Here is a 19653-nt window from a genome sequence, read left to right on the forward strand (position 1 = left end):
CTTACGGATTTAATATTGTTTTTAATTTTGTCTTCACTCTGTTCATCTTTACGCGTGCATTGACTTCAGTAATACCAAGAGTTTCACTTATTTCACTGTAATTTTTATCTTCTAAATACAAAAACACCAAGGCTTTTTCAATATCATTTAATTGATATACAGCGTTATATAGCTGTTTTAATTGCTGCTCTTCGGTATCGTCATAGACTTCCGACTTTATTCTAAATTGTACCGCATCAAATTCTTGGGTGGTGATTCTTCGTTTAGACTTTCTGTAAAGTGTTATGGCGGTATTTAGGCCAACACGATACATCCAGGTACTAAATTTAGAATCGCCCCTAAACTTTGGATAGGCTTTCCATAGTTGAATAGTGATTTCTTGAAACAGATCATTGTGCGCATCTTGGTTGTTGGTATAAAGCCTACAAACCTTATGTACAATGTTTTGGTGCTTTTCAAGCAATTCTACAAAACTATGTTCTAGTTCTTTGTTCAAATCTGGATAGTTAGTTACGCTATAAGTAGCATTTAAAGTTTATTTGTTACACTTATGATTTAGACTTTTCAATTCTACAAAAACAAATATAAAACCCATGCAAAACCTATTTGAAATAAAGGACTAAATATATTAATCTTATGGTGAATAATGACCACATGCCATAAAAAATAAGGCTTGCCTACTTTAGCTTGTTGCGAATGTGAATTGCAGTAATTTATTAAAGTTTGAAGTTTTTAGAAGGCTATGAAATAAATATAAGCTATAGGGCTTACACCATTCTGTTAGTGAATGAGGTTATAATTGGTTGTCAACTTAAAAATTTTTATGATCAAAAAAATGTTCATTTTCTTTATAAAGTTTTGAAACGGGCTTTCCGCTACCATATGTAGTCACACTTTTTACGCTACCATCATCATAAAATGTATATTCATCTCCATATTTTTCGCCATCTTTATATTTTACCATATATATAACAATGCCTTTGTCGTTTACGCGTTTAATAAGCCCATTACCCTTTTTGAGTTTACTAAGCCTTAGTTTTTTACCATTGACATCTCTTTCTTCAAGAAGTTCATAAGCTTTACCGTTTTCGTATTGAATGTTTACATTCCATTTTCCATTAGACTCGAAATACCAAGCTCTTTCTCCATAATAAGTGCCGTCTGTATTTACATGTTCCCAACGCTTTAAATTGCCGTTTTCCCAATAGTATTTTTGACGGCCTTTTAGTTTGTCTTTTTCGTAGTTTTTAAACGCTTTTACTTTACCATTAGGATAATATTCTGTGTAGGGTCCGTTTAGTTTTGATACAGATTTACCATCTATATAATAAGGTTTGAAGGTGCCTTTTGCGGCTATTTTATTGTCTTTGTAATAAGTGGTATATGGACCATCATTTTTACCCCATTTGTAGGTCGAAATAGTTGTGAGGCGCCCGCCTTTGCCATTATACCGCTTTGACTCACCATGCATTTGATCGTTTACGTACATACTTTCAAAATACATGGTGGAATTGTATTCGGTTTTCTGGATACCATTTCTTTTGCCATTTTTATATGTTTCAGTTTTCCAAATGCTACCATCTTTTCGATACCAAAAATAATCCCCTTCTAGCTGGCCATTAACATAAGTGCCTTTTTTAATTAGGTTTCCTTCTTTATCATAACCGCGGATAAAGCCATGTCCTTTACCATTTACAATTTCAAAATGCCATTCGAGTTCACCAGAATCGTAAAATAATTTCATGTCACCACTGCGCCCGGTTCGATCTACAAAATAGCCATGTTCATTAACCATATCACCTGTTTCTATATCTACTATATGGCTTGAGATTTCGTCAATTCTACTATCATTAGGGTCTGCCTGAACCATAAACTCATTAAATAGCATTTTGGCCTTATTTACGTTGGTATCTTTCCTGTAATGACTCATGGCCTCTAAGTAAATAATGTCGGGATTGGTTTCACCGCCTAAATTTTCTTTTGTTTTGTCTAGTAACTCAAAAACCTTTTTGTAACTTTTATTACTGTATTCCTGTTGGGCTTTTTTATAGTAGGCCTTTGCTAAAGTGAAATTCTGCGCATATCCTGAAATTGTAAAACAGAATACTAGTGCAATAACTAAAGATTTCATATTATATATTATTTTTTGATTTAGTAGAGTCTTGTTTTGTGTTGGGTTTGACCCAATAGTCTTTTTTTGCTTTTGATTTGGGTTGACTTGCTTTAAAATATTCCTGTTGAGTCTTGGTTGTTGTAGTGTCTTTGGGTTTAAAATAATCTATGGTTTTCTTTTTGGTGTTGCTTGAGCCAAAGTAATCAATACGCTCTTTTTTACCTTTAACAGTGTTAGACGCTCCCCAATAGTTTGACGAAGTTGCCGCAATAATTTTATCATTTAAAAACTTAATATTCTCTTCTTTAGAAGGTACTGCCGATGAAAACGCATGATTGTAAATAGCATTGCTCATACTTTCCTTTAAACTTTTTATAATCTTATCTACTGAAGGTTGAGCATCTAAAAAAACAATATCATATTGATTAGGGTCTATAGTAAGATGATTATTTAAAATGTTTCGTTTAATATCATCAAAATAAGGATAAGTACCATTGGAAAATGGAAATATGGCCATCACTGGTGAATAATAGACAGTAGCATGTTCTTTTTTGAGTCCTATGTTCCATATGTCAGGATAGGAAGCATAATCACTATAATTGGCATAACCTTTCTGGGTGTAGGCATAGATAATGTAAATAGGCTCAAAAGCACTGCCATCTATGGTGTAGGTAGGCGCATTATTAGCTATAAAGAATTGTTTTCGTTTATTGACAATCTCTTTTATTTCCTTGATAGATTTATCAGCTCTTCTATAGAAATTATTTTTTCTTTGGGCTTCTTGTTTTATACGTTGTTCTTTAAGTAGTCTACTTCGCTCTCTGGCTTCTCGCTCTTTGCGTTTACGTTCCATAATTGACCCGATTGCATCAGAAAGTTGAGAGAACGCCTTGTCTATTTCATTAAAGCTATTATTATATAGTTTATTATTAGTATACATAGACTGCTGTATATTATAACTGGGTGCGTTGTACTGTGAATTTGAATAGGATGTTGAGTTGCTTTGAGAAGACACAGTACTTACTTTACTTGGAACTTTTGTTGTACTTTTTGATTTACTACTCGTACTAGTTAAAACTAGTCCACTTGAGCTTGATGATTTTTTACTACTGTTTTTTGCTTCTTGTTTTGTATTCTCAATAGCGTCTTCAGTTTGCTTGATACTATTATCTACTGCAAGTTTATCAAACGTGGTAGAGGCAAGTTTTTTCGCTCTTTTAAGTAAACGAAGTTTTTCTTTTAAATCTGTTGTGTTGCCTACTTGTACCATGATGTCACGATACTCCTTTGCTTCTCTGTCCTTTTTTAAAAGAGCTTCGATTTTGTCGGCCAAAGTGATACTCATTCCAAAACGAGCCTTATCAAAATTAGCGCCAAGTGCTCCTAAATTTTTGTTGTATTCTGGATTCCCTGATGCAATAGTAACAGTTTGACCAAAACAACCAAGGTCATAATCATCTAAAATATAGGTGAGCGTTTTTTGGTTAAAGGTAATATGATTAAATGAACAACTTAAGTCTACTCTGGTTAGAGAGGTGTAAAGCTTAGGGTCATTAAAGTTGTCCAAGCCTAGAGCGGAGGGCGTATAGGTTTGGCCTTTATATTTCACTTCTTTTAATTGTAGATCTTTATAACCATAAGCCATGACAGTATCACCAAAGCAATTGCCAAAGGCATAAACCATCGTGACTGTGCCTACAAAACCATTTCCATCGCCAGGTAAAATAGGTACTGTAGTGTTATAAGTTTGGCTACGGTCTGCTTGCGATAAGGCACTGAAATTATAAAATAGTAATAAAATAAAAATTAAAAATATCCTCATGGTTAGATTAATAAATCTATTTAGATTTTAGGGTTCTTAACTATTAGTTGAGATTTAAAGAATTTAGTAAATTCAGTTTTTGTGTTAAAAATACTACACTTTAGATCACTATAAATTTAAAAAATAAATTTTAAATGGATTTAAAGGGCACATTTATAGGGCTTAAACAAGGTCCTTAAGTTCGTTTATAATATTAAGTACTTAGTGATTTTCACTTCCAAAACGGATGAGTACAACTGTCTTTTTTTGTTCAATCTACAGTTCATCATAGCTATTTTACAATTCGGTTATTAAGAATTTAAAAATGCTATCTAGTGCTTCATATTTGTCCTAATCAATTCAAAACGAACATTTAAAATAACTAATCATGAGTACTAAAATTTCACTTTTAATCGTATTCTTCTCGGCAGCCATACACGCACAAACCACCCTTAAAGGAAAAGTGCTTGATACCAATTTGCAACCCATAATGGGTGCCAATGTGTATTTAGAAGGCACCTATGATGGTGCCACGAGTAATGACAAAGGCGAATACATTTTTACAACGAGTGAAGTTGGAAATCAAGTGTTAGTGGTTTCATATTTGTCCTACGAAACTAAAAAAATATCGGGCGATGTTTCTACTTTAAGTAATTTAGAAATAAAACTTCGTGAAAATGTAGATGCTTTAGATACTGTAGTTATCTCCGCAGGCACATTTGAAGCGAGTGATAATAGCAAGGTATCGGTATTAAAGCCTCTCGACGTAGTCACTACAGCTAGTGCTTTAGGTGATTTTGTTGGCGCATTGCAAACATTGCCAGGTACTACAACCGTTGCAGAAGATGGACGCTTATTTGTAAGGGGAGGAGATGCTGATGAAACACAAATATTTATTGATGGGATACGCGTATTTACACCATACACACCAACGACCAACAATACACCTACGCGCGGTCGTTATTCACCATTTTTATTTGATGGAATTACCTTTTCAACCGGAGGTTACTCTGCTGAATATGGAAATGCCTTGTCAAGTGTCTTGTTGTTAAATACCATCGACGAACCCGATCAGGAAAAAACCGATATTGGTATAATGAGTGTAGGTGGAGGTTTAGGTCATACCAAAAAATGGGACAAAACCTCATTAAGTGTGAATGCCACTTATATTAATTTAGCACCGTATATAGCCTCATTTCCAGATCGAAACGACTGGAACAAACCCTATCGGGCAGCCCAAGGCGAGGCTGTTTTTAGACAAAAATTTGCCTCGGGATGGCTAAAAAGCTATGCAGCATTTGATGCAGCTTCATTTGAACTTACTCAAGAAGACATTAACAAGCCTGAAGGGTTTTATGTAAAACTCAATAATTCAAATTTTTATACCAATACAACCTATCAAGGCCTCTTAAATAAGGCTTGGTCCATAGAAACAGGTTTGAGTTATACCCTTGCATCCACAAAATTAAGGCTCGATGTTCCTAAAATTAATGATCATGAGCATTCAGGTCATTTAAAACTGAAATTGAAAAAGCGGTTTAGTAGCCGATTTAAATTAAATTTTGGTGCTGAACACTTTATAACCGATTTTGAAGAGACTTACAAAGACGAGTCGGTTGAAGCCAGCTATGGATTCACCAACCACAATACTGCCGTGTTTGCCGAAACCGATCTTATTTTCAATAAATCATTTGCTATGAAAATAGGATTGCGTGGCGATCACTATACTTTATCAAACGAATTTAAATTGGCGCCAAGGGCTTCTATTGCTTACAAAACGTCACCAAACGCACAATTATCAGTCGCTTATGGGAATTTTTATCAAAATGCATCTAATGCTTATTTAAAATTTGACCCATCTATTAAAACACAACAAACCGCCCATTATATACTCAATTACCAATTTGTAAAGGATAATCGCATTTTTAGGGTTGAAGCCTATAGAAAAGTCTATGATGATTTATTGAAATATGATACCTCCGTTGCTGGTTTTGATAGCGAGTATTCTAATACTGGTAAGGGGTATGCACAAGGTTTAGACCTGTTTTGGAGAGACAATAAGAGTATTAAAAATACCGATTACTGGTTAAGTTATTCGTATTTGGATACAAAAAGGGATTATCAAAATTTTCCGCAACAAGCAACACCAAGTTTTGCCAATACCCATAACTTTTCGGCAGTGGGAAAATATTGGATTGAAGCTTGGAAAAGCCAGGTAGGTTTTAGTTATTCCTTTGCCTCTGGACGACCCTACAACAATCCAAATAGCAGTTCGTTTTTAAGTGACAAAACCAAATCGTATAACAGTATTAGCCTCAATTGGGCTTATTTAATAAGTCAACAAAAAATACTTTATGTTTCGGTAAATAATGTACTGGGCTTTAAAAATATCAACGGCTATCAGTTTACCAATACTCCGGATAACAACGGTAATTTTGCTAGACGAGCTTTACTACCAGCAGCTGATCAGTTCTTTTTTGTAGGCTTCTTTTGGACCATTAGCGAGGATGGTAAGGACAACCAATTGAATAATTTGTAAACATAGCGATTAACCATTAGGAGCTTTCAAAAGGTCATAATCCTTATCAAACAGGTCTAATACTTCTGTAGAAGGCGCTTTAGGTGAAGAGCTAATGCCGCACTTTCTTAAGATCTCTATCATGCTTTGCGCTTTTTTATGTTTCCAAAATCCTGCTTTTGTAAACCCAATAGCGCAAACCTGGTTGTTTTGCTCAAAAATTTGCCGATGATACACCCATTTGTCATCCCAACCATCTAAAACCAAGGTGATTTTGAATTTAGACCATAGCTTTAAAGGTTTTTTATAAATAATCTTTTGTGAAGCCAAGACTCCAAACATGCCTTTTTTTACAGTTTCATCATACATTTTCGACCTAAAAACCACTTCGTAGCGTATTAAATCCATATAATAGAAATACTTTGAGTTGGCCATGTAGCGCAAGGATTCACAGTCTAATAGGTTGACGCGTCTAGTTCTAGTGAGATCAGAGGTGATGTCAACAGGTTTCCAAAACAGTTTAGCGCCAATAAAAATGTAAATAAAATGCAACCAATAATAGATCATCTATTGAAATTTAGCGCAGTAAGTTAAAATGTATTAATAAGAAGATGAATAAGATACGAGTATTTTTGAAGTTTCGCTTCATTTACCTAGATGAATTTTACGGCCTAACTATGGTAAAAGGTCAAACTTATCAAGTTAGGAAGGGTTTAAGGGAGAAGTTTTAGCTTGACGCTAAACCTATCAATTATTCGCTTTAGGTTTTATCCATAGGGTTTTTTTACTAATGGCTAAGGTCATGCCGCGAGACCTTTTATATAGGATTGTTAAAGCAATGATGAGACCTATACTTATAAAACGAAAAATGTTTGAATATTTATCTCCAATGGCAGTATCGCTAACACTAAACAATTCCCAGGCAAAGTTCATTAATAGATGTAAAAACACTGGTATCCAAATATTAAAATGCCATTCAGCATAAGCCCAAGCAAACAAAATACCACCTAAAAAAGTAATTAAAAAGATTAGAATGAGTTCAGTTAGGTCAGTACTTTGATATAAATGAATTAATCCAAAAAAGAGAGCACCTAAAAAAACCGAAGGTATAAACCCAAGTCGAGTATACTTAAACAGCTGTCCAAATAAAAACCCTCTAAAATAAAGTTCTTCAAAAAGCCCAGCAGAGACCACAGTGACCAATAGTGTATGCATAGAGAGTTCATGATTCATCTCAAAAACGAGACTAAACCCTATAAATATTGGTAAGGTGCATATAAATGAAAATAGCAGGCCTTTTATAAATGAACCTCGCAGGCCTAAACTTTCAATTATCGATGTTTTACGATTAATAAGATAGGTTCCCAAAAATATAGGAATTCCAGAAATTAAATAAGTGATGGTATGACTTAATCCAAAATGATTGGTAAGTTCAATAAACCATTTCCGTAGCACTTTAAAATAGAGCTCGTCCAAAATAAAGTAAAAGCCAAAGGTGCATAAGGTGATTAAGGTGATTTTTAAAGATGTCTTCATAAAAATACTGTATTTAATGGGTGACTATAAACGAATGTTTAGTGAGATGACTTAACTTAACATCTGCTTTAGAGGCTGGGATATCCCATCCTAATTGTTTAGATTGTGTAGTCGCGTCACGTGCGCCCCAACGCCGTTCAATTTTACCATCCTTGATTTTAAACCATTCCATGGCGACGAGTTCATAGGATTTACCAGTAGCAGGTTTATCAAAGAAAGGAGCTTTGGAAGTGCCGCGCTCGGTATATCGTACGGCCACAATATCGCCTTCGGCAACCATGTCTTCAATGGTTAATTCTATGGCTAGGCCTTCCACAAGAGCTTTCCAAATAGGCATCACTTCATCCACTTTCCCCCATCCTAATACACCATAAACTAGTGCATCTTTAGAAAAAACACTTCTTAAACCTTCAAGGTTTCCTGTATTAAAGTGCTCAACGTATTGTTTAACGACATTTTTATTTGCATTCATAATATTTGGGTATTGAGTTAAATTTTGATCGTTAATATTTGGTTTAGATTGGCAGGATACAAGGAGAATAGATACTATTGCAAGTGTTGCCAATCTGTTGCCTTTAGGGGTACAAGTTTTCATGTGTAAACGTATTTTTTCGGATATAGACGATCCAAAAATCAATTTGTTTCACTTTTTAAGAGAAAAGTTGCATTATTAAGACTAAAAATTCAAATAGGTTTATGAAAGTTAATTGTCTAGATAAAGTGTTAGGATTCTCATAATTTTGAAAGAAAGGTGCAATAGAATCACAAGTCCTATCTTAACAATAAGAGGGGCTCTGGATTTATATATTTAGCTTAAATTTTATTATTTTATGGTAAACTTATAAGCTCCTAATGGTGCAGTACTTGGTCTTGATTCTCTATTGCCAGATATTGAAGCAGCAGTAATATAATATTCAACTATAGCACCTGACTTTTGATTTGGAATTTGAGCAAAGAAATGATTTTCATTTTCCGTTTGATTAAGTGGTTCAGTATTCCATCTGTCTTCACCGACTAATCTCCAGAAAAGTTTAGCTTCACTTTTTATCAACCCTTTTTTACTATAATCAATGATTGATGCAAAGAGGATAAGATCTTGATTGGATTTAACTTCGGGTTCAATTTTCTTTATACTAATGAAAAGCATTTCTGGATTCCAAATAGCTCTTGTTCTACAGTGTAAGGCGTCTCCTGAATTCCATCCATAATTTACATAATGACTTTTTAATTTGTCACTAACCAAAGGTTCTTCGTCTATCAAAAACTTAAATCCTTTAATTTTATAACCAGGCATAACATTTGCCCAGGTCTTAATGGCTACGCTATCTTGATCAATATTAAATAATGGAACATAAACCGTATTATTTAATATTAGTGAGTTTGTATAGGCCGCTAATTGGTTTCTGTTGTATCTAGCAGTTTTAATTCTTAAAATTTTATATGGTCTGTTATAAGCTGTCTTTAATTTGGAAAGCTCTTGATGAACGATATCGTTATAAACTTTATGAAGTTCGTGATCACTTGGAGGTTCTGCCACTAAAATAGTTTCTTCATCAATTAGTTTTAATAAGCAATCAATATGTTGAATTCCTCGTTTTTCAAAATTAGAAATAATATTGTAACGTTTAAATCCTAATAATGAATCGTTGAGGCGTAAAAATTCATTTTCATCTAGACCATGAAATTTATTTTCTGCATAGATTACGCATGTTGAAAAGGCCGTTCCTAAACCATCATTAAGCACATTGCCGCCAGTATTGTTAAAGGGCAAATCTAAAAGCTCAAAACCTAACTGTTTGCCTACTGCTATAGTTGCATCATCATCAACTTGAGTTAATTCAATCTTATTGTTTTTATCAAAATAGATAAATTGTAAAGAATCATTACATGTTAAGTTTGTAATGGGTGTTGAATATATATACTTTCCGTCTCCTAGCTTAAAGGTATGATTAGGTGTAAAAATAGCACTAGGCCCCCAATCTCTTGTCCACCACGAATCTTCTCCTTGTTGGGCGTAAATAAAAGTTACACGATTTAGATCTATTTGCCACTGGGAAAACCAATGTTCTGCTTCTTTACGAGCGTCTTCACTCTCAACAACAGTGAAAAGATGCTCGTCTTTTGCGAGTTCAATAACAAGTTTATACGGAATGCTTAATGGCCAAACCACTAGCGCTCCTAAAGCGGGTTCCCATTCGGCTGCGGTTCTATTATAGTTTTCTTGTGAATAATAATTGACATCATTTTTATCTGTATTTCCTTTATAATTCTTAGAGCAAGAAAAAAAAATTACTGTAATTTGAATATATAGATAAATTAAATTGACTTTTTTCATTTATTAAATTTATTAAGTTTGAAAACAAACCGTTTTAGAAGGGGTCTAAAATACTTCAAAATGAGTCACCTTTTCAGGAAATTCGATCAAATAGTTTTTGTCTTCATCATAGTATTTTGCTTTTTCAAAATCTTCTCCTGCAAAGTTTTTTATAGCTTCTAAATTCTCCCAAAAGGTTATGAGTTTAAAATAGGCAAATATGTTGTCTGAACGTTTTAGAAACATATGGTTTACAAATCCTTCTGTTTTTTTGTAATCAGGTTGTACACAATGGATCATAAACTTAGTATAGGCTTCTTAATGTTCTATTTTGGTTTTACCTTCCCAGATTCTAGCAATCATTTTTATTTAATGTTAGTTTAAAAAATACTTTAATTATTATACAAAATCGTTTTCTTTTTTACCCGAAATCAGATTTTGATACAGTTCATATGCGCTTCGTTCAGCCCAACATTCAGAGAGTCGATTGTCTCTAACGCTCCATATTGCAATTCCGCTAAAGGAAATAAAACGGTGATCTGGGTCAAGCCCGAATAATCCATTATTTTTACCTGAACACACCCACCTTGAAACCACTTTATCTTTCCTTTCGTTGAAGAATATATCAACACTTTCAGTAGTTGCTTCAAGAAGTTGTTGGTGAAATTCGCCAACCCACTTTTTAAATGCGTTTCTTCCCTTAATTTCTTTGCCAGCTGTTGTAATAACATAATCTTCTGTCATAAGTTCGTCTATTGCATCCAATTCATGTGGATGATGCCAAACTCGGTCAAAAAATTCTGTGACTAGAGCCTCTGGTGTTCGAATGAGTGAATTAGTTAATTTTTGATTCATGTTTTAAGTGTTTTGTCATTAAAATTTGTGTGATATTATTAGCTATTTAGCCTACTCTGATTTAGTTGTTTCGAGTATCTAATAACAAGATACATCATTAAAACATGATGTATATCATTTATTTTTTGGATAAACGTATCATCACCAAGAAGTATTGTTTAATATCTAATATTTCCTTATAACGGTTATTATTATATTGATTAACTTAAAGGCACTAATTTTAATCCAACTTGGTATTAAAATAGTATTTTAGTTTCACCTTAAAATACTTTTACAATGAAACAAATACAAGTTTTATTAGAACAGATTTTTGAGCAAGAATCTTGGACTAAAATGTTAAGGCTAAAAAAAAATGACTATCTCAAAGTTTCAGGGGGCTTAGATACTAATCTTTATTTTGTAGTTAAAGGTAGTTTGCGAATTCTTGTTATCGATGAAAATGAAGAGCACACAATTCGTTTCGGGTATAAAAACAATTTAATAGCAGACCTAGAGAGTTTCATTTCTGAACAACCAACTGAATACTATATACAGGCTTTAAAAGGATCTCTAGTAAAAGTGATACCAAAAAAGGCCTTGCTTGAGCTGTTAGAGAGTTCTCCAGCTTTGCAAAGGAACTGGAATGAATTATTGGAACAGGTACTTATACAACAGCTTGAACGCGAGCGTGATCTTTTAATCACATCTCCAATTGAGCGCTATAATAGAGTGTTAAAACGAAGTCCGTTACTGTTTCAAGAAATACCTTCAAAATATATTGCTTCTTACCTAAGAATGACCCCTGAGACCTTTTCGAGAATAAAGAAATCTTAATACTTCTTATTAAATACAAGCATTCCACACATTTATATTCAAATCCAAATGTCATTAATAGGATAGAAGGGACACTTTTTTTTATAAAAAGTTAAGATTCTCTGTAACATTTTTGCTCTTCAGTATTCTATTGATTTCAATCAATTTTTAGGTCGCAATTCTTTTTGAAATTTGCAACTTGATTAACATCTAAAAAAAATAGTATTACATGAAAACAAAAATTTTAAAATCGGCAATTTTCTTTACAGGGCTCCTAATTATGGGATGTAAAGACGCCAGTGAAATTAATGAAGTAAACGGTGAGTATGTAGAACAAATGAACACCGAAGAGCTTATTAAACGCGGAAATTATCTGGTGAATGTTATTGGTTGTAATGATTGTCATACACCAAAGATTATGACCGAGCAAGGCCCAATTCATGACCCAAATAGATTATTGTCTGGTCATAATCAAAATGAGGCCATACCGGTTTATGATCCAGAAATCACAAAATCATTTGTTCTATTTAATATGAATAGTACGGCCGCAGTGGGCCCTTGGGGAACCTCCTTTGCTGCAAATTTAACCCCAGACATCACGGGTATTGGAACTTGGTCTGAAGCACAATTCTTGAAAGCTATGAAAGAAGGGAAGTACAAGGGCTTAGACGGAAGTAGGTCTTTATTACCTCCAATGCCATGGACCTCATTTTCGCAAATGCCAGATAATGAAATAAAAGCCATTTTTGCCTATTTAAAAAGCATTAAACCAATCGAAAATTTAGTTCCATCGGCAATAGCTCCAAGAAGTTAATAACATTTTGAAGTAATAAATTAATTTGACTTTTAATGTGTTAAAAATGAATAGGAGCAATCTATTTTAAGTATACAATAATTCATCAATTAAAAATCGAAATCATGCAAAATATAGTCAAATATTTAATCATACTAGTGCTAAGTTCACAATGCACTATGGCTCAAAATTCAAATAATTCACCGTTAGGAACAACCAATTTATTGAGTTTATTAAAAGCAGTACCTAGTTTTCAAGACACACCAGAGACAGCCTTCAAGTATAAATGTAATGGTGATATCTATTGTCAAAGCGGTTCGGCTCTCGATAAGCAATATGAAGTATTTAAAAATAAAATGATCACGTATCAAAGTGATATGCAAGCCGTTTTTAACGCCAAGCACCAAGCGTATTTAGATGAAAAAGGGACTGATGGGATATACCAAGACCAAATGAATTTAATAAATCAAAATGAAATCATTCAAAGTATGGGCGGAATTGAAAAGATAAAAAGTATGACTGAAGACCAACGTGAAATAGCCGCTAAAAATGCCGTTGCCAATCAAATGTCTTCAATGACATTTAGTCCATTTTCAGAGGCTGAAATGAAGCGTATGATGAGTGATCCAGCCTATGCAAAGCAAATGACAGCGAAGTATAATTCGCTAAGTGAAGCACAAAAAGCAGCGTTGGTTAAGGGGAAAACGACCACTATGGATAACACTATTTCTAATACCGATTTTGAACAGCAAATGGAGCAAGCTAGAACAGCAAAGAACGTCATCGATGTGAATACTTTCATTAATAGTTGTACCGAAAAAATGGCACGCGCATTAGAAACCTTCGGTTCTAAACTAAACAGTTTAAGAATCTCCAAAGGAAATCATAACGATTTAGATGCTAATTTTGAACTTGAGTATCAAAATATCCCGTTGGTTGAAATGGGAGAGGGTCTTATTCCAGATCCATATAAAACCAAAGTGCTACGACGTAACTATGCCGAAAAACATAAACAGAGGGCAGCTATGGAACTTGAATTAGCTAGAAGCGAGTTTAAGCAATTAGGAGTTGTAATCAATAATGCTATTTCTGAGTACTACTCGTATTTAGACAAAAATCAATATCGAATTAATGGGTCCATGAACGCACTTTACAATGGAACCAATACCGAAATGTCATTGGCACAATTGGAGCTTGGAATTGCAACTACCATTGAAGAATTGGCCAGATTAAGTTTTAGTGAAACATCTATAGCCTCTGGACATGAGCAGCATTATCAGAGGGTGTTGCAAGAGAAGTAAATCTTAAATACCATAACTAAAATTTTATAGAAAAAGCGATGTTTCTACGTCGCTTTTTCTATTTTACTAAAGAATAGTCATATGCTATAACCCAAAATCAAGCCTATTTTTTTAAACTATTATTTGAATTCATGTATACTACATATTAAATCAGGTCTGATAAAAGATGTTTAAAAATTTAATTATTGTTTCTAAGCAAATATTTAACGGCCTCCTCCAACTGTTGGTCTCTACCAAATATTATTTTCTCTGGTTCATTTAATACTCGGATATCCGGTTCTAGTTGATTATTTTCAAGAAAAGGTTCACCCAGAGGTCGCCAGCCACCCATAGGAATACCAAAATAAATACTAGGGTCAATTTGGGTTTCCCACCAGACAAATGTTCCCGTTCCGGGTACCGGCATACCTAAAGTTTTTCCTCCGTTTTTTATTTTGTAAGCCACTGGAAACAAATGAGCGTCTGAATAGTTACTTTCACCCATTAGAACTATAGATGGTTTTATCCAACGATTCATGGGTTGATGAGCAATAACTTGACCATGAGGAATGACATCAATATATTTTTTACCTGTTAAAAAATCTGAGAGAACATCATGTAGATTGCCTCCACCATTAAAACGTGTATCAACAATTAAGGCATCTGCAGAGATATGTTTTCCTAAAGCATCTTCAATGACCGTACGCATACTTGCATCATTCATACCTCTAACGTGAACATAGCCAAGTTTGCCATTTGAGAGCTTGAGTGTTTCTTGACGACGTGTATCTACCCATCGCTCATATAAAAGTTGATTCTCGGCACCTAAAGAAATTGGTTTAACAATTTCTTCCCATCTCAATTTTGTGTTTGGGTCATAGACCGATATACGCATATTTTCATTTGCGCTTCTATTGAGTAACTGATAAAAGTCTATAGCAGTGCTTAAGTCTTCCCCATTAATTTTTTCGATGATATGACCCGCTTTCACTTTTGAGGCTGCTTTGTTTAAAGGGCCACCTTTAAGAACTTCGGCAACTTTTAATCCATTAGTGGTATGCGAATAATCATATAACAATCCTAATGATGCTGTTGCGTCACCATTCTCTGCCTCATATCTAAAACCACTTCCTGTGTGTGAAGCATTGAGTTCGCCAAGCATTTCGCTGAGCATTTCAGTAAAGTCAAAGTTATTATTAATTGAAGGAAGAAAACCTTGATATGCAGCCTTGTAAAAATCCCAATCTACACCTTGAAGGTCCTCAACATAAAATTTTTCGCGAACTTGTCTCCAGGCATGTTCAAAAATGTAAGCACGCTCATCGGCCATTTTTAAAATCATTTCACCGTTGGTATTTATTGGTTTCACTTTTCCTTCTTTTGTATCTACCTTTAAGGCTTTACCATCGGCTAATACTAGAATAAAGTCGCCATCTTTAGACAGTTCCATCCTGGTTCTATTTGCATTGATGGACGCAAATTGTTTAGTGTCTTTGCTTCTAAGGTCGGTCATCCAAAGGTTGTCTTTCCCTTCAAATCTAGTAAGATAGTATAACTTATCTCCTTCCTTTGATAAAATATGGTCAGATGCTCTAGAACTGTGTACAGTTAACTTTTCTTTGCGGTCTGTAAGATTTTCCCAATCGAACACTAACGGTTTAATTTCATCCTTATCAACGCTTTCCTTTACAGACTTTTTATTGGTTTTGTTGTCATCACTATCTTGTTTGTCATCTTTCTTTTCACTTTCTTCCTTTTCCTTCAATAATTCATAATCTTCTTTTGACAAGTTATATTGGTCATAAGCTTCTTGACTAAAAAACAATCCAAACACATCTCCTTCTGCTGAATTTCCATTTTCAGTTTTCTTGCCCTGACGTGTAGATATCCAAGTCATCATTTTACCATCCATATTCCATTTAGGTGCGTAATCTTCATAACCGCTCTGGGTTAAGTTTCTTAAGGTACCAGAACCAGAGGCTTCAATTAAACCTACCTCTGGCCAAAACATGCGTTCTTTGGGTCCAAAATTTACTAAAAACCAATGACTGTCGGGCGACCATTGATACCACATATCCCCATCGGCATAAGAGTAATTGTGCGCTCCAGAAAGAATAGTGCGAGTTTGTTTAGAGGCTAAATTGAGCACTTTTAAGGTTGTTCGGTTTTCAAAGTAAGCCACCTCTTTTCCATTTGGTGAAAAGGCGGGTTGAAATTCCTCTGCAGCAGTCGCCAACAGAGTTTCTTCTTTTAAAACTGTGGCATTAAAGAAATAGCTCTCATCTTTTTTAGTAATTGATGTTTTATAAAGATTCCAGCTGTCGTTGACCTCGGCAGCATAGAGAATTGATTTTCCGTCTGGACTAAAGCTCACACTTCGTTCTTGCCAAGGGGTATTCGTTATCCTTTTAGTGGTCCCATGCTCAATACTACTTGCAAAAACTTCACCTCGAAATACATATACAAATTCTTTTCCATTTGGCGAAAGACTTGCTTCTGTAAAATCGCCATTAACTTTAACGACTTTATCTAAAGTTTGGCGGCCGTCAAAACCAATTGTGATATTAACTTTTTTAGGTAGTTCTCCTGGCCGTAAAGTGTAAATTGCTCCATGATAATTAAAACATAATTCACCAGTTTCGGCTTTTGTTAAGAATCGGACCGGGTGATTTTGCAGAGTGGTAATAGCGGTATTTGTACTTGGGTTGCTTAAAGAGCTTTTATGAATATTGAAAGACCCACTTTCTTCTGTGAGATAATAAAAATCATCATTGTTAGTGTCAAAAACAGGATTCCTATTTTCAGCTGAAGCCTTACTTAATTGAGTGTATTTAGCACTAGTTAAGTCGTACACCCAAATATCTCTGGTAACTGAAGAAACATGATGCTTTCTCCAATCGTTTTCATAGCCCTTTCTATCGTGAAAAATCAGCTTGGTTCCATCTGGACTATACTTAGCGTCATGTGATGGGGTAGAGAGCACTAAATTTACTCTTCCACCTGATACTGGAACTGCATATAGTTCGGCCATAACCCCTGTTGGAAATTGGACATTAGTGGCTAAATCTTGCCGTAGTGCCGAAAAAATAATATGGCTATTATCTCTACTAAAATCACTGGGTATTTCATTATTAGAATGAAACGTAAGCCGTTTCGCTTCTCCACCTGTGGCAGGCATTGTGAAAACATCAAAATTACCATAGCGATTAGATGCAAAGGCGATTTGTGTGCCATCATGGCTCCAAACTGGAGCATATTCATAGCTTTCACTTAAGGTTAAAGGAATCGCTTTTCCTCCGGTGGCATCTACCTTATAGATATCACCTTGATAGTTAAATAAAATGGATTGGCCATCTGGCGAAATTGCTGGGTAACGTAACCATAATGCGTTGTCTTGTGCAGGTAAACTTATGGAAAACAAAACATAAATTAGTGGGGAGATAAGTAATTGTAATACTTTCATGATACTCAAATTTAGTGGTTGGTGTTTGAACTTTATATGGGCTGTGACACTTCACAGCATTTCAATGGTTTAATAGTGATTAGTGCAACTTACATAGTAATGTTGAATGTGAGTAAGTTAGTGAAAGAAATTGAATCAAAATACACCTGTTCAGCAATTTATATTCAACACTACAGTGTTCATCTTTTTTAGTGCCACTAGGTGCTACGCAAAATCTTTTCCATCTTCCTGCCTTTTGCCAATTCATCAATCAACTTGTCTAGATACCTCGTTTGTTTGGTTAATGGCGTTTCAATATCTTCTATTCTATAGCCACATATAACACCTTTAATAAGATGTGCATTCGGGTTTAAGTTGGCCTCAGCAAAAAAAGCTTCAAACGTTACTTTGTCGTCAATGAGTTGTTGTAATTTGAGCGCATCAAATCCTGTAAGCCATGCAATGACTTCATGTAATTCGTCCTTGGTTCGACCCTTCTTTTCAACCTTAGTTACATAATGGGGATATACAGAAGCAAAGGTCATTTTTGCAATTCGTGCGTCATGTTCTGGTGTAGTATTCATTTTGATACTAATTTTAGGTTGTTGTTTTAGTTGTTCCGCATAAAGTCAAAGGCTCCTTTTCGAAGTTGTATACCATACTCTAAATAAGCTTTCATACAAGCAAGGAAATTTGCCCATCCTCCCGAATTCTCTAATGCCCATTTCAGGTTAGCTTCATTAAATTCTTTTCCCTTTTCATTCACTCTAACTACAGTGCTTTGGTCTGGTAATTGTTCTAAAGTAATGGTGACAACAGTGTCTGGATCCCATACGTATGAAATTGAACGATTGGTTTTTATATCGATTTCGGTGATGGGAAACTTCTCATCAAATTCAGGAAATTTCCAAATCACCTCTTTTCCCGTCTCCAATCGTCCCGTACTTTCCGAAATAAAATACTGGGTCATGTTCGCCGGATTGACAATGCCTTCAAAAACAACTGCTACTGGTTTTTGAATTTGTATCGAGGCATTAGATTCTAGTTTCATATTAAAGTTCTTATATATTACAGGTTTTAATTAAATCCATCTATAAGTAGGAATCTGTAGCTGTATTAATATACAAAGTTTTATTTATTCTAAATCATTCTATAGAATATTTGTTGCTTGTCGGGCAATCATTTGCCACTGATTGTTTTTATACATCCAAATATCTGTAAATCGTCGTTTTTCAGTATTGCCTACATTACCAGTTAAACCTGTTGGTGTCACTATTTCTAAACCCATTACTATGCCTATGTTTTCAATAATTTTAATTTCATCAATCTTTTGTTCATAGGATGAGTAATTAATATAACCTTGTTTGAAAGCATCCATAACCACATTTAAATCAAATACGGTATTTGTTGGAGCATTGACAATTAAATCATTGGCTAATAGTTTTCTGATAATGGTGGAATCTTGTTCAAGAATCCCTCGAATCTGAAGTTTCTCCATTTGTCTTAATTCTTGTTCTGCTGAAGATTGGTCTACAATTTCGTGTTTACAACTTAATAAAGAGAATAATACGAGTAAAGCAAAAAATGCAGAGTGGCTGAGTTTGGTTGGTTTCATAAAATCATTTTTAGTTCTATAGGCAATTTTTTAAATTATTGCCAACTGTTGTTGTAAGTACTTTATATTTGCTTACTTTAATTTTGACCAAATTGTTTCTACTAATTCTTCATTAATTTGAGTCATCAGTTCCATTTGTTTTTTTTGATTTTCATCGGTTATATTTACCAAATCCGGCTTTATAAAACGACTGATCAGTTTTCCATTAGTTCCAACTATTGCTGTCCACATGAGGTTTGAGTTTCTAATTTGGATTTGAGGCAATTCTATATTTGGACCTTGAGCATAAATGGGCTCTATTTGGTTGAATACATGCCCATTTAAGATACTCAAAAAATTGGCGTCAATCCAATGTTCTAAATCCACTTTTCCATCGTTGTCGAAATCTAGATTCCAACCAACCCTAATTTTCTCACCCGCTCTAATGTTATCGATTAAGTTTTGGATTGAGCCTTCGACCACGTTTCCATCAAAATCTGTTTTGAGAAGTATTTCTGAATTTTGCCCTATACTTATGTTTGTCGCCATAAGAATGACAAGAAGTATAAGTCTATTTAAAATTCTGCTAGTCATAGAATTTTTTTTAAAATCTTT

18 protein-coding genes are annotated in these 19653 nt (G+C 34.4%); 4 read left to right on the forward strand and 14 right to left on the reverse strand.

Going from position 1 to position 19653, the window contains the following annotated elements; translation table 11 throughout:
- Position 1: 1 nt before the first annotated feature.
- The 3 genes from ACFO5O_RS01605 to ACFO5O_RS01615 form a co-directional block, all read right to left on the reverse strand.
- Positions 2-496 carry an RNA polymerase sigma factor gene (locus ACFO5O_RS01605; RefSeq protein WP_387960281.1) on the reverse strand — a complete coding sequence of 165 codons (495 nt, stop codon included), beginning with the start codon at positions 494-496 and terminating at the stop codon, positions 2-4.
- Between the two features lie 315 nt (positions 497-811).
- Complete coding sequence (locus ACFO5O_RS01610) at positions 812-2131, reverse strand: toxin-antitoxin system YwqK family antitoxin (protein WP_387960283.1); 1320 nt, start codon at positions 2129-2131, stop codon at positions 812-814.
- 1 nt (position 2132) lies between these two features.
- Positions 2133-3935: a hypothetical protein gene (locus tag ACFO5O_RS01615; protein ID WP_387960285.1), complete on the reverse strand. Its 1803-nt coding sequence runs from the start codon at positions 3933-3935 to the stop codon at positions 2133-2135.
- A 367-nt stretch (positions 3936-4302) separates the two neighbouring features.
- Here ACFO5O_RS01615 and ACFO5O_RS01620 point away from each other — a divergent pair, with 367 nt between their 5' ends.
- On the forward strand, positions 4303-6453 hold the full coding sequence (locus tag ACFO5O_RS01620; RefSeq protein WP_387960287.1) for a TonB-dependent receptor: 2151 nt from the start codon (positions 4303-4305) through the stop codon (positions 6451-6453).
- Between the two features lie 9 nt (positions 6454-6462).
- Here the strand turns inward: ACFO5O_RS01620 and ACFO5O_RS01625 are convergent, their stop codons facing one another.
- The 6 genes from ACFO5O_RS01625 to ACFO5O_RS01650 all read right to left on the reverse strand — a co-directional run bounded on the left by ACFO5O_RS01625 (position 6463) and on the right by ACFO5O_RS01650 (position 11137).
- A complete protein-coding gene (locus tag ACFO5O_RS01625) occupies positions 6463-6999 on the reverse strand; it encodes an acyl-CoA thioesterase (RefSeq protein ID WP_387960289.1) in 537 nt (178 codons plus the stop codon).
- Positions 7000-7179: 180 nt separating this feature from the next.
- A complete protein-coding gene (locus ACFO5O_RS01630) occupies positions 7180-7968 on the reverse strand; it encodes a CPBP family intramembrane glutamic endopeptidase (protein WP_387960291.1) in 789 nt (262 codons plus the stop codon).
- Between the two features lie 13 nt (positions 7969-7981).
- Positions 7982-8563 carry an ester cyclase gene (locus ACFO5O_RS01635; RefSeq protein ID WP_387960293.1) on the reverse strand — a complete coding sequence of 194 codons (582 nt, stop codon included), beginning with the start codon at positions 8561-8563 and terminating at the stop codon, positions 7982-7984.
- Between the two features lie 228 nt (positions 8564-8791).
- Entirely contained in the window at positions 8792-10303 is a 1512-nt protein-coding gene (locus ACFO5O_RS01640) for an agmatine deiminase family protein (protein WP_387960295.1), read from the reverse strand.
- 45 nt (positions 10304-10348) lie between these two features.
- Positions 10349-10582 carry an antibiotic biosynthesis monooxygenase gene (locus ACFO5O_RS01645; RefSeq protein ID WP_387960297.1) on the reverse strand — a complete coding sequence of 78 codons (234 nt, stop codon included), beginning with the start codon at positions 10580-10582 and terminating at the stop codon, positions 10349-10351.
- 99 nt (positions 10583-10681) lie between these two features.
- Positions 10682-11137, reverse strand: coding sequence for an ester cyclase (locus ACFO5O_RS01650; protein WP_387960299.1), 456 nt, complete (start codon positions 11135-11137; stop codon positions 10682-10684).
- Positions 11138-11413: 276 nt separating this feature from the next.
- On the opposite strand from ACFO5O_RS01650, the gene ACFO5O_RS01655 reads away from it, so the two are divergent.
- The 3 genes from ACFO5O_RS01655 to ACFO5O_RS01665 all read left to right on the forward strand — a co-directional run bounded on the left by ACFO5O_RS01655 (position 11414) and on the right by ACFO5O_RS01665 (position 14023).
- A complete protein-coding gene (locus tag ACFO5O_RS01655) occupies positions 11414-11950 on the forward strand; it encodes a Crp/Fnr family transcriptional regulator (protein ID WP_387960301.1) in 537 nt (178 codons plus the stop codon).
- Positions 11951-12158: 208 nt separating this feature from the next.
- Positions 12159-12743: a c-type cytochrome gene (locus tag ACFO5O_RS01660; protein ID WP_387960303.1), complete on the forward strand. Its 585-nt coding sequence runs from the start codon at positions 12159-12161 to the stop codon at positions 12741-12743.
- Positions 12744-12847: 104 nt separating this feature from the next.
- Complete coding sequence (locus ACFO5O_RS01665; protein ID WP_387960305.1) at positions 12848-14023, forward strand: hypothetical protein; 1176 nt, start codon at positions 12848-12850, stop codon at positions 14021-14023.
- Positions 14024-14201: 178 nt separating this feature from the next.
- Here the strand turns inward: ACFO5O_RS01665 and ACFO5O_RS01670 are convergent, their stop codons facing one another.
- The 5 genes from ACFO5O_RS01670 to ACFO5O_RS01690 all read right to left on the reverse strand — a co-directional run bounded on the left by ACFO5O_RS01670 (position 14202) and on the right by ACFO5O_RS01690 (position 19632).
- Positions 14202-17465, reverse strand: a complete 3264-nt coding sequence (locus ACFO5O_RS01670; RefSeq protein ID WP_387960307.1) for a S41 family peptidase — start codon at positions 17463-17465, stop codon at positions 14202-14204.
- Between the two features lie 197 nt (positions 17466-17662).
- Positions 17663-18028, reverse strand: coding sequence for a DUF2200 domain-containing protein (locus tag ACFO5O_RS01675; RefSeq protein ID WP_387960309.1), 366 nt, complete (start codon positions 18026-18028; stop codon positions 17663-17665).
- 26 nt (positions 18029-18054) lie between these two features.
- Positions 18055-18495, reverse strand: coding sequence for an SRPBCC domain-containing protein (locus ACFO5O_RS01680; protein ID WP_387960311.1), 441 nt, complete (start codon positions 18493-18495; stop codon positions 18055-18057).
- A gap of 99 nt (positions 18496-18594) precedes the next feature.
- Positions 18595-19059 (reverse strand): nuclear transport factor 2 family protein, encoded by a 465-nt coding sequence (locus ACFO5O_RS01685; protein ID WP_387960314.1) that lies wholly within the window; start codon positions 19057-19059, stop codon positions 18595-18597.
- A 72-nt stretch (positions 19060-19131) separates the two neighbouring features.
- Positions 19132-19632 carry a hypothetical protein gene (locus ACFO5O_RS01690; RefSeq protein WP_387960316.1) on the reverse strand — a complete coding sequence of 167 codons (501 nt, stop codon included), beginning with the start codon at positions 19630-19632 and terminating at the stop codon, positions 19132-19134.
- Positions 19633-19653 lie beyond the last annotated feature (21 nt).

It is taken from the genome of Geojedonia litorea (genome assembly GCF_042654525.1).
GTDB lineage: Bacteria > Bacteroidota > Bacteroidia > Flavobacteriales > Flavobacteriaceae > Geojedonia > Geojedonia litorea.

Bases quoted from the DNA above. Each gene is read 5' to 3' on its own strand.
- ACFO5O_RS01610 (WP_387960283.1), bottom strand. From the start codon at position 2,131: ATGAAATCTTTAGTTATTGCACTAGTATTCTGTTTTACAATTTCAGGA.
- ACFO5O_RS01615 (WP_387960285.1), bottom strand. From the start codon at position 3,935: ATGAGGATATTTTTAATTTTTATTTTATTACTATTTTATAATTTCAGT.
- ACFO5O_RS01620 (WP_387960287.1), top strand. From the start codon at position 4,303: ATGAGTACTAAAATTTCACTTTTAATCGTATTCTTCTCGGCAGCCATA.
- ACFO5O_RS01625 (WP_387960289.1), bottom strand. From the start codon at position 6,999: ATGATCTATTATTGGTTGCATTTTATTTACATTTTTATTGGCGCTAAA.
- ACFO5O_RS01630 (WP_387960291.1), bottom strand. From the start codon at position 7,968: ATGAAGACATCTTTAAAAATCACCTTAATCACCTTATGCACCTTTGGC.
- ACFO5O_RS01635 (WP_387960293.1), bottom strand. From the start codon at position 8,563: ATGAAAACTTGTACCCCTAAAGGCAACAGATTGGCAACACTTGCAATA.
- ACFO5O_RS01640 (WP_387960295.1), bottom strand. From the start codon at position 10,303: ATGAAAAAAGTCAATTTAATTTATCTATATATTCAAATTACAGTAATT.
- ACFO5O_RS01645 (WP_387960297.1), bottom strand. From the start codon at position 10,582: ATGATCCATTGTGTACAACCTGATTACAAAAAAACAGAAGGATTTGTA.
- ACFO5O_RS01650 (WP_387960299.1), bottom strand. From the start codon at position 11,137: ATGAATCAAAAATTAACTAATTCACTCATTCGAACACCAGAGGCTCTA.
- ACFO5O_RS01655 (WP_387960301.1), top strand. From the start codon at position 11,414: ATGAAACAAATACAAGTTTTATTAGAACAGATTTTTGAGCAAGAATCT.
- ACFO5O_RS01660 (WP_387960303.1), top strand. From the start codon at position 12,159: ATGAAAACAAAAATTTTAAAATCGGCAATTTTCTTTACAGGGCTCCTA.
- ACFO5O_RS01665 (WP_387960305.1), top strand. From the start codon at position 12,848: ATGCAAAATATAGTCAAATATTTAATCATACTAGTGCTAAGTTCACAA.
- ACFO5O_RS01670 (WP_387960307.1), bottom strand. From the start codon at position 17,465: ATGAAAGTATTACAATTACTTATCTCCCCACTAATTTATGTTTTGTTT.
- ACFO5O_RS01675 (WP_387960309.1), bottom strand. From the start codon at position 18,028: ATGAATACTACACCAGAACATGACGCACGAATTGCAAAAATGACCTTT.
- ACFO5O_RS01680 (WP_387960311.1), bottom strand. From the start codon at position 18,495: ATGAAACTAGAATCTAATGCCTCGATACAAATTCAAAAACCAGTAGCA.
- ACFO5O_RS01685 (WP_387960314.1), bottom strand. From the start codon at position 19,059: ATGAAACCAACCAAACTCAGCCACTCTGCATTTTTTGCTTTACTCGTA.
- ACFO5O_RS01690 (WP_387960316.1), bottom strand. From the start codon at position 19,632: ATGACTAGCAGAATTTTAAATAGACTTATACTTCTTGTCATTCTTATG.